Below are 8,839 nucleotides of genomic sequence, written 5' to 3' on the forward strand. Positions count from 1 at the left end.
GCTCGTCCAAATCGCAAATCAGGTCACTGCAACAAGCTCAGGTGAATACGATCGGCTAGCCCCCAGGAGGGTGGCGGCCACGAAGGATGCCGAGAGCATGAGCCGCTTGAAGCGGGCCACGCCCTTGTCCCGGAAGTTGGCAATGGCGGCAAAGCCCTCAGGGACGTCAGCGGTGACCTGGCCGACGGCAAGCACGAGGGCGAGGCTGAAGGAAACGACCGAGCCGACCCCGATCATCAGTCCGTCGCTGAAGAGGTCGATGAACACCGCGGCATAGACCAGCCATGGGCCGGCGGCCTTCTCGCCGCCGCTGAACCGCTCCATGGCGGCATCCAGCAGGATGAAGGTGCCGCCGCCCAGGCAGAACCCGAGAACCACCAGCCAGGGGGCAGCTCCCTCCAGGGCCTCCGGCATCAGCTCGACGCCGACGACCGCGACGACGATCCCGGCCGCCACGTGCAACGCGCGGCTCAGAGTCCGCCGTGAGGTCGGGATGAGTTCGGCAAGCACGCCGCCCGCGAAATTGCCCGCGGCAGGCAGGAGGGCCAAGGCGAGGACCTGGAGGAAATCCATGGGCCCTCACCTGTCCTGGAGGAGTTCGCGGCTGTGACGGACGTGCGACGCCAGCTCGAACTCCAGGGTGGCATGGTCGATGCCGAACCGCTCCTTGAGCCGCGCCTTGATGCGTCCCTTGAGGTCCGTCACGGCGGCGAGATCCTGCTCCGACACCGCGATATGCCCTTCCAGCGCGGTCCTGCCCTCGTCGGGCTGCCACACGTGCAGGTGATGCACGTCCTCGACGGACGGGATCGCCTTCAGCTCAGCCAACAGCCCATCGTAATCGAAGTCCTTCGGGGCGCTGTCCATGAGGACGGCGATGGCCTCCCTGATCTCCTTGTAGGCATGCCGGAAGATGTAGACGGCGATGAGCGCCGTGATCACCGGGTCGATCCAGGTGATGCCCCATGTCATGATCGCGACGGCGCCCACGATGACGCCGACCGTCGCCATGGCGTCCGCGATCATGTGCAGGTAGGTGCTTTTGACGTTGAGGCTGCCGATCTCCTTTCGCAGCACCCAGGCCGCCGCGAGATCCTCGACAAGCGCGATGACGCCGACGACCAGCATCGTGGTGCCGGCGACCTCCACCGGGTTGAAGAGCCGGGTCGCCGCCTCATAGACGAGATATAGTCCGATCACGAACAGTGTCGTGAGATTGATCAGGGCACCAATCGTCTCGGCGCGGGCATAGCCGAAGGTGCGGCGGCGGTCTGCCTCGCGCTGGGAGATCCGCCAGGCGATGTATGACACGAGCACGGAGGCCGCATCGGAGAAGTTGTGCGCGGCATCGGCCAGGAGCGCGAGCGAACCGGAGATCACGCCTCCGACAACCTCGGCGGCGGTGATGCCCAGGTTGAGCGCGAGCGCGATCAGCAGGCGCCGCCCGCGCTTGGGAGATCGATCTTCGGAGCCTTTGCTGCCGTGAGAGTGGGCCTGCCCGTGTGAGTGTCCCATGGTCTCCTTCACCTGCTGGCCGACCTGCGAGCTCTGGGAAATGTTGGCTGCACTGACAGAATTCCTCTGATCGAAACGGGAGGATCGGGAGACTGTTCCGGCATCCCTGGTCCCGTCATTGGTACGGTGACGAGCCGTTTGTACGAACAAAGCCGCCTACCCGGTGTTGACGCTGCGGAGCTTGTTGAGGAGGGTCTCATGTGCGGCAGCTCGGTCTCGACGAAGAAGCGCTTCCGCCTTCCTCTGGTCATCGCCCTGTTCCTCCTGTCCGCGCGCTCGGTCACAGCCGCCGAACCCGTCCTTCCCGATCTTCTGACTCTCTGCCTTGCGTCCCTTCCGGAAACGACACCCGGGCAGGTCTGGTCGTCCTGGAGCCTCACGCCCGTGGTCGTGCTGCGTTGATCGTTGCCGGCTTCCTCTACGTTCGTGGTTCCAGGATGGTGGAGCACGCTGTCCGACCTTCGCCCAGCATCTTCTTTTCACCGCCGGCATAGCCTGCCTGGTCGTGGCGCTGGTCTCACCGCTGTGCCGGATGGCATCGACGCTGGCCTGGGCGCACATGGTTCAGCACGTCCTGCTCGTCACCGGAGCCCCGTTGTTCCTCGCCCTGAGCCGGCCGGGCAACGTCCTGCTGGCGGGTCTGCCGGCCCGTCTGCGCATGACGGCTGGTAGCTGGAGGCGAGCGGAAACGCCAGCGTCGCGGCCATACGCCTATCTGCTCGTCAGCTTCGTTCTCTACGGCCTGAACATCTGGTTCTGGCATATCCCCGCGCTCTACCAGGGGGCGCTCCTCGACGTCAGTCTGCACCTCGTCATGTATGCGCTGTTCCTGCTTGTCAGCCTGATGTTCTGGCATTCGGTGCTGGAGACCTACCGCACCCCGGGAGGAGCCAGCGGACTGGCCGCGATGCTGCTCTTCTTCACCTTCCTGCACACGGCGGTGCTCGGCCTTCTGCTCGCCCTGTCGCCACAGGTCTGGTACCCCCTGATGGCCGCCCGGGGCGCGGCCTGGGGCCTGCTGCCCCTCGATGACCAGAGGCTCGCCGGGCTGATCATGTGGATCCCGATGGGCGGCGTCTACTTCGCCGCAGCCCTCGCCGTGCTGGCGCGCTTCATCACGGAATCCGGCCATGCGCCGAGGGATAGAGCGCCCTCGACTTCGGCTTCGTGAGCGTATCCTTCCTCTTAAGTGCAGATTTAGGCTTGAACCTCTAGCAGCTTGAGGTGCTAGGTCGGCAGCCTCGATCTCGCGGAGGGCTGCAGGAATGGATGATTGGCGGAAACGGCGAGGCCGCAGGAACCTTGCGCTGGCCCTCGCACTCGTGGCCCTGACCATCATCCTCTACGCCGTCTCCTACGTGAAGACCCGCGAGCGCGAGGACTTGCGCCACAGGGAGGACCCGCAAGCCCATGCCGTGGCGCCCTCCAAGACAGCGCCCTAGGACGATCCTGGCGACGTTCAGCCGCCGAACAATCCCCGGAAGCGATCAAGCACCGAGCGTCCCTCGCTCCCCGCCTGGACGGTCGGCGCAGACGTCGCGACCGGAGCCGGTGCGGACGGCTGGACGGCCCCGGCGGCGCGTCCCTGGCCCGCCGGTCCCTGCGAGGCATAGGCAAGCCTGGACGACGTCTCCTGCCTTGGCTTGCCGTTGGCAGCGAGGACGACCTCCTGCGGCCCGGCGGCCAGCGCCTCAGGGCGGCTGACGTCCCCAAGGCGCTTGCGCGCGTTGGCGTCGACGGCAAGCGATCCGCCCTGCCCTGCATCGCCGTACAAGGCCTGCCGGAAGCTCTCGTGCTGCCCACCGTCGGCGTAGACCACCTTGACCGGCTGCACGCCATTGGCGGCCAACGCACCCACCTGCTGATCGTCGCTCTGCCGCTTCTGCGCGACGGACGTCATGACCGAGGCGTCGCCGCTGAAGGCATACTGCTGATTGGCGACGGACACGCGCGGCTCGTCCCTGGCGATCTCGAAGTAGTCGGAGCCCTCCTTGAGGTTCCGCCAAAACGCGATGTTCGGGTCCAGCCGGTGCTTGGCCAGGTTCTCGGCCGTCATCCGGAACGGATAGGACTGGAACTGGAAGCCGCGCTGGCCGCTGGCGAAGGCCTCGCGGGCGAGTGCATAGACCTCTGAGATGGCCTCGTCGGTCATGGCGAAGCACCCTTGCGACGAGCACGAACCGTGCACCATCAGGTGCGACCCCGTCCGGCCATGCGCGCGGTCGTACTCGTTCGGGTAGCCGAGGTTGAACGAGAGGTAGAGCTGCGAGTTCGGGTTCATCTGTGCCGGGGTGACCGTGTAGAAGCCCTCCGGGGCCTGGCGGTCGCCCTCGCGGATCTTCGGCCCGAGCTGCCCCGACCAGCGGCACATCGGGTAGGTCTTGAGGAGCGCGTAGCGGCCGTCGCGGCCGCGCTTCCAGACCTCGATCTCGGATTCCTTCTTGTAGGAGCGCATCAGGATCGGGTCGTTCTTCGACATGCCCTTCGTTTCCATCAGCGCCATGGTGGCGGCGGGGATCGGCGCCAGGTGGCGCGTGGACATGTCCTGGCCTTGGCAGGCGGCGAGCGCGAGCACGAGGCCCGCAGCCAATGCGATACGCTTCATCGTGGGAATCCCCGCATTCTGTGTGCCCGGGGTTGATCCCGGACGGTTCCCCGTTTTTCTAAGGGATTGGCTTTAACGCTGTCTTGCCGCAGGCACAGGAACCTGCGGAAGCCGGCCAACCGGCATGAAAGGTTGCCTTCAAGTCCGGCAGGATTGAGGCGTCCGGCTCCCGTTACCCATGATCCACAGGATGCCTGAGGCCCCTCTGACGCCTTGCCCGAACGACGCGGCGGTCAGGCCGAGGCTTGGACGGTTCTGAGGTCGCGACGGGCATCCTTGATGATGGCCCATGACGACTGGAGGAATAGCCCAGCGATGACAACGGCAACGACAAGGTCTGGCCATGGCGTCGCGGTCCACGCGACGAGGCCTGCGGCGATGATCACCGCCACGTTGCCGATGGCATCGTTCCGGCTGAACAGCCACACGGCCCTGACGTTCGCATCTCCTGACCGATGCGGCAGCAGCACCCAGGCCGATGCCACGTTGACGACCAGTGCGATCACCCCGAACAGGCCCATGATCTCGGCCTCAGGCTGGTGGAGGACGAACACCCGGTACGCGGACGTGACAAGGATGCCGAGGCCGAGGAGGCCGAGGAAAATGCCCTGCAGGAGCGCGGACCGCGCCCGCCAGACTAAGCTCCACCCGATGGCGAGAAGGCCTAGCAGCGTGATGGTGCCGTCACCCAGGAAGTCGAGGGCGTCCGCCTTCAGGGCCTGCGACCCGGAAACGAACCCGGCCACGATCTCGGCCAACCCATAGCCGACGTTGAGCACCACGACGGTCCACAGGGCCCGCCGGTAGGCTGGGGTGACGTGGGAGTAATCCTGGATCTTGTCGTCGTCATCGTCACTCATCCGGAGCGCCTTTCGTGCACGGCCGTATCGGGACGGACCGCCGGTCCGCGGGACTTCAGGAGGGCGTCGATCACGAGCAGGACGACACCTGCGGAGATGAAGATGTCGGCGACGTTGAATGTGAAAAGCCGCCAGGCCATGGGATGGAGGTCGAGGAAATCGGTCACGGCCCCATCCGCCGCCCGGTCGATCAGGTTCCCCAGCGCGCCTCCGGCGATCAAGCCATACCCGGTGCGCTCGCCCGGATCCGGAGCCCGCAGCGCGAACCAGGTCACGACGGCGGTCGCCAGCGCCTGCACGAGGAGCAGGATCGCGACCCCGGTATCCGTGTCCGCAGAGAACATGCTGAAGCTGACGCCGCGGTTGAACGCCAGCGAGAGGCTCAGGAAGGGCAGAAGCGGCTCCACTGCGTCCGTCAGGTGGATGGAGGCAAGGAACTTGGTCGCGAGATCAGTGGCGGCCGTGAGCGCGATCAGCCCGAGGACGAGGACAGCCGGGCGGGTTTTCATGGCGCATCCCTCCCGACAGGCTTCGTCCCTTGCAGGAAGGCTAGGTTTCCGAAGATCGTCCTGCGTCGGTAGACCTCGCGGACGTCCTCGAACCCCGCATGCCGCATCAGCATGGGCAGGAGCCCATGGAGGTTGTCGCGCGTGTTCGGGAAGCCGTCGAAGACTTGCACGGGGACATAGGCCAGCCGCATTAGGAGGTTGTCCGGGTTCGCCCAGTCCGCGATCACGATGCGGCCTCCCGGGCGCAGGACTCTGAAGGCCTCCGCGAACGCGGCCCGCTTGGTGGGCTGCTCCAGGTGGTGGAGAACGAGGCTTGATACGACTGCGGTCGCGGACCCGCTGTCCAGCTGCAGGGCGTCTGCGAAAGCCTGCTCGAACCGGATGTCGAGGTTTCCTTCGGCGGCCTTGGCCCTGGCACGGCCCAGCATCGCCGGGTCGGGATCGATCCCGATGACAGTGGTCTGGGGACAAGCCGCCTTCAGCAGCAACCCCAGCGTGCCCGTGCCGCATCCAAGGTCGACGATGACGTCGCCGGGCTTTGGCGCGATGGTGGCGACAAGCCGGGCCTTCCAGGCGTCCTCGGCCAGGAAGCGGGCGATCAGGCCATCGTAGAACCCTGTCAGGCTGTGGAGTCCGAGCGCAGGCACGAATGGGCGTGGGGTGGATTTCATGCCATCCTCACGCATTGCCGCGGAAGCCGAGCAGGCGCATGGCGTTCGCGGTCACCAGCACCGTCGCGCCGGTGTCGGCCAGGATGGCCGGCCAAAGCCCGGTGATGCCGATGATGGTGGTGACCAGGAACACCGCCTTGAGCCCGAGAGCCACGACGATGTTCTGGCGGATGTTGCCCATCGTGGCCTTGGAGAGCGCGATCATGCGGGCGATGTCGAGCACGCGTCCATGCAGCACGGCGCCGTCCGCCGTCTCCAGCGCCACGTCGGTGCCGCCGCCCATCGCGATGCCGACATCCGCCGCGGCCAGAGCCGGGGCGTCATTGATGCCGTCGCCGACCTTGGCGACAACCTGCCCCTGCGCCTTGAGCTCGTTGACGATCCGAAGCTTGTCCTGCGGCAGCAGGTCGGCCCGTGCCTCCACGCCCAAGGTATGGGCGATGGCCGCCGCCGTCTTGGCATTGTCGCCGGTGAGCATGATCGGCGTGATCCCGCGCGCCTTGAGCGCCTGCAGGCCGGCGATGGCGTCCTCCCGAGGCTCGTCCCGAACTGCGATCAGCCCGACGGACGTGTCGTTCACGAGGAGGACCGACACGGTCTTACCCTCCTCCTGCAAGGCGCTGATGCGGGCCTCGGCCTCGGTCGGGAGAGGTGCGATGTCAGCCGCCGCCTTGGGCGAGCCCAGATACAGGCCTCGGCGGCGGAACCGGCCCTTCACGCCCTTGCCGCCGAGCGCCATGACGCCGACGGCGGGGACGACCTCGATGCCTTCGGCCTGCGCCCGGCTCACGATGGCCTTGGCGATGGGATGGGACGATGTGGCGTCGAGGGCGGCCGCATCCTCCAGGATCTCACGCTCGGTGCCCTGCAACGCAACGACGTCGGTAACCTTGGGACGACCTTCGGTCAGGGTGCCGGTCTTGTCGAGGGCAACCGCCGTGACCTTGCCGAGGGTTTCTAGGACTGCCCCACCCTTGATCAGGAGCCCGCGGCGGGCGCCCGCCGCCAAGCCGGCTGCGATGGCGGCGGGAGTCGAGATGACGAGGGCGCACGGGCAGCCGATCAGCAGCACGGCCAGTCCCTTGTAGACCCACTCACCCCAGGGCTCGCCCGCCAGCAGCGGCGGCAGGATGGCCACGAGGGCGCCGACAATAAGCACGGCCGGCGTGTAGTACCGCGAGAAGCGGTCGATGAAGCGCTCGGTCGGCGCCTTGGCCTCCTGCGCCTCCTCCACGAGGCGGACCATCCGGGCGATGGTGTTATCCTCGGCCTCGGCGGTGACGCGAACCCGTAAGGTGCCGTCCGTGTTGATGGTGCCGGCGAAGACGGTCTCACCCTTACCCTTGCGCTTCGGCGTGCTCTCGCCTGTGACGGGCGCCTCGTCGATGGCGCTCTCGCCCGAGACGATGACACCATCGGCTGGGACCCGGTCGCCAGGACGGACGGCGATCACGTCGCCGACCGCCAGGATCTCGGCCTGAACCTCCTGCAGGGTGCCGTTGCGCTCGATAAAGGCGGTCTTCGGTACTAGGCTGGTTAGCGAGCGGATACTGGCCCGTGCCCGGCCGGCAGCGACGCCCTCCAGGAGCTCGCCAACGAGGAACAGGAGCACCACGATGGCAGCCTCCTCGGTCTCGCCGATGATCACCGCGCCAACGGCGGCGATGCTCATCAGGGTCTCGATGGTGAACGGCGCCCCGGCCAGGGCCGCGGACGCGGCCCGGCGGGCGATCGGCACCAGACCGATGGCCATGGCGACGGTGTAGAGCCACGCCTCGTAGCTCGGCAGGAGCGCAGCCAGACCCCACGCGGCGGCGAGGGCAATGCCGCAGAAGAGCGTCAGTCGCCCCTTGGCCGAGCGCCACCAGGGACCATCCTCGGCCCCATGATCATGGTGGTGCCGCGTTTCCTCCGTCACCGGGGTGATGCCGTAGCCGAGGTCGCGAACCACCTTCTCGACCCGCTCGCCCGTGCCATCGCCGTCGACCCGCAGGCGCAGGGTCTCGGTGGCAGTGGTGATGTTGATGTCGGAGACGCCGGGCACGCGGGTGAGCGCGGTCTCAATCTTGCGGGCGCAGCTCCCGCAATCCATGCCCTGGACGCGATACCTGATCTTCTGGGGAGCGACGTTTGCCGTCATCGTCCGGTCCTTGCATTTTGAGTCACGGCGACCCTACATCCTCTAGCGGCTAGAGGTTCAAGAGGTTTTTTCGATGTCCCTGACGATCGGCGAGCTGTCCCGGCAGACCCAGGTGAAGATCCCGACCATCCGGTACTACGAGCAGATCGGCCTTCTCGCCGAGCCGATCCGGACCGAGGGGCAGCAGCGGCGGTATCGTCCGGAGGACGTTCGCAGGCTCAACTTCATCCGTCATGCCCGCGAGCTCGGCTTCGAGGTTGAGGCGATCCGGCAGCTCCTGGGGCTCGCAGGCGACCCCGACCGTTCCTGCGGCGAGGTGCATGACATCACCAAGGCTCATCTCGACGAGGTGAAGGACAAGATCGCACGGCTCACGGCCTTGCGGAACGAACTCGAGACCATGGTCACCTGCGACCACCGCCGGATTTCCGAGTGCCGGATCATCGAGGTCCTCGCGGACCACGGGCAGTGCCAGCATCTTGAGTGCAGATTCCGATTTCATTCGGCCAGGGATTCCGAGATGAAGCCGGCCGCGATTC

The 8,839-nt window shown here is 66.6% G+C and carries 10 protein-coding genes and 1 pseudogene; 4 read left to right on the forward strand and 7 right to left on the reverse strand.

Going from position 1 to position 8,839, the window contains the following annotated elements; translation table 11 throughout:
- Window positions 1-18 precede the first annotated feature (18 nt).
- Together OC446_RS27835 and OC446_RS27840 are read right to left on the reverse strand one after the other, a co-directional pair.
- On the reverse strand, window positions 19-573 hold the full coding sequence (locus tag OC446_RS27835; RefSeq protein ID WP_262032196.1) for a ZIP family metal transporter: 555 nt from the start codon (window positions 571-573) through the stop codon (window positions 19-21).
- Between the two features lie 6 nt (window positions 574-579).
- Window positions 580-1,515 (reverse strand): cation diffusion facilitator family transporter, encoded by a 936-nt coding sequence (locus OC446_RS27840; RefSeq protein WP_161725237.1) that lies wholly within the window; start codon window positions 1,513-1,515, stop codon window positions 580-582.
- A 198-nt stretch (window positions 1,516-1,713) separates the two neighbouring features.
- Here OC446_RS27840 and OC446_RS27845 point away from each other — a divergent pair, with 198 nt between their 5' ends.
- The 3 genes from OC446_RS27845 (at window position 1,714) to OC446_RS27855 (ending at window position 2,957) form a co-directional block, all read left to right on the forward strand.
- On the forward strand, window positions 1,714-1,917 hold the full coding sequence (locus OC446_RS27845; RefSeq protein ID WP_262032197.1) for a hypothetical protein: 204 nt from the start codon (window positions 1,714-1,716) through the stop codon (window positions 1,915-1,917).
- Window positions 1,841-2,686, forward strand: a complete 846-nt coding sequence (locus tag OC446_RS27850; protein ID WP_161725234.1) for a cytochrome c oxidase assembly protein — start codon at window positions 1,841-1,843, stop codon at window positions 2,684-2,686. The genes OC446_RS27845 and OC446_RS27850 overlap by 77 nt, the downstream gene beginning before the upstream one ends.
- Window positions 2,687-2,780: 94 nt before the next feature.
- The gene (locus tag OC446_RS27855; RefSeq protein WP_161725233.1) at window positions 2,781-2,957 is read left to right on the forward strand and encodes a hypothetical protein; all 177 of its coding nucleotides are present in this window, start codon (window positions 2,781-2,783) and stop codon (window positions 2,955-2,957) included.
- Window positions 2,958-2,974: 17 nt separating this feature from the next.
- On the opposite strand, the gene OC446_RS27860 is transcribed toward OC446_RS27855, so the two are convergent.
- The 5 genes from OC446_RS27860 to OC446_RS27880 all read right to left on the reverse strand — a co-directional run bounded on the left by OC446_RS27860 (window position 2,975) and on the right by OC446_RS27880 (window position 8,300).
- Window positions 2,975-4,120: a L,D-transpeptidase family protein gene (locus OC446_RS27860; protein ID WP_161725231.1), complete on the reverse strand. Its 1,146-nt coding sequence runs from the start codon at window positions 4,118-4,120 to the stop codon at window positions 2,975-2,977.
- A gap of 233 nt (window positions 4,121-4,353) precedes the next feature.
- Window positions 4,354-4,980: a cation diffusion facilitator family transporter gene (locus OC446_RS27865; protein ID WP_161725230.1), complete on the reverse strand. Its 627-nt coding sequence runs from the start codon at window positions 4,978-4,980 to the stop codon at window positions 4,354-4,356.
- A complete protein-coding gene (gene lspA, locus OC446_RS27870) occupies window positions 4,977-5,489 on the reverse strand; it encodes a signal peptidase II (RefSeq protein WP_262032198.1) in 513 nt (170 codons plus the stop codon). The genes OC446_RS27865 and lspA overlap by 4 nt, the downstream gene beginning before the upstream one ends.
- Window positions 5,486-6,160, reverse strand: coding sequence for a class I SAM-dependent methyltransferase (locus OC446_RS27875; RefSeq protein ID WP_262032199.1), 675 nt, complete (start codon window positions 6,158-6,160; stop codon window positions 5,486-5,488). Before OC446_RS27875 ends, lspA begins: the two co-directional genes overlap by 4 nt.
- Window positions 6,161-6,167: 7 nt before the next feature.
- Window positions 6,168-8,300, reverse strand: a complete 2,133-nt coding sequence (locus OC446_RS27880) for a heavy metal translocating P-type ATPase (protein ID WP_262032200.1) — start codon at window positions 8,298-8,300, stop codon at window positions 6,168-6,170.
- Between the two features lie 73 nt (window positions 8,301-8,373).
- Here OC446_RS27880 and OC446_RS27885 point away from each other — a divergent pair.
- Window positions 8,374-8,778: pseudogene (locus tag OC446_RS27885) on the forward strand (MerR family transcriptional regulator); the annotation flags it as partial.
- Between the last annotated feature and the right edge of the window lie 61 nt (window positions 8,779-8,839).

The organism is Microvirga sp. Mcv34 (assembly GCF_024519725.1).
GTDB lineage: Bacteria > Pseudomonadota > Alphaproteobacteria > Rhizobiales > Beijerinckiaceae > Microvirga.

What these genes read in the sequence shown, in the direction of transcription:
- OC446_RS27835 (WP_262032196.1), bottom strand. Translation starts at nt 573, where the DNA reads ATGGATTTCCTCCAGGTCCTCGCCTTGGCCCTCCTGCCTGCCGCGGGC.
- OC446_RS27840 (WP_161725237.1), bottom strand. Translation starts at nt 1,515, where the DNA reads ATGGGACACTCACACGGGCAGGCCCACTCTCACGGCAGCAAAGGCTCC.
- OC446_RS27845 (WP_262032197.1), top strand. Translation starts at nt 1,714, where the DNA reads ATGTGCGGCAGCTCGGTCTCGACGAAGAAGCGCTTCCGCCTTCCTCTG.
- OC446_RS27855 (WP_161725233.1), top strand. Translation starts at nt 2,781, where the DNA reads ATGGATGATTGGCGGAAACGGCGAGGCCGCAGGAACCTTGCGCTGGCC.
- OC446_RS27860 (WP_161725231.1), bottom strand. Translation starts at nt 4,120, where the DNA reads ATGAAGCGTATCGCATTGGCTGCGGGCCTCGTGCTCGCGCTCGCCGCC.
- OC446_RS27865 (WP_161725230.1), bottom strand. Translation starts at nt 4,980, where the DNA reads ATGAGTGACGATGACGACGACAAGATCCAGGATTACTCCCACGTCACC.
- lspA (WP_262032198.1), bottom strand. Translation starts at nt 5,489, where the DNA reads ATGAAAACCCGCCCGGCTGTCCTCGTCCTCGGGCTGATCGCGCTCACG.
- OC446_RS27875 (WP_262032199.1), bottom strand. Translation starts at nt 6,160, where the DNA reads ATGAAATCCACCCCACGCCCATTCGTGCCTGCGCTCGGACTCCACAGC.
- OC446_RS27880 (WP_262032200.1), bottom strand. Translation starts at nt 8,300, where the DNA reads ATGACGGCAAACGTCGCTCCCCAGAAGATCAGGTATCGCGTCCAGGGC.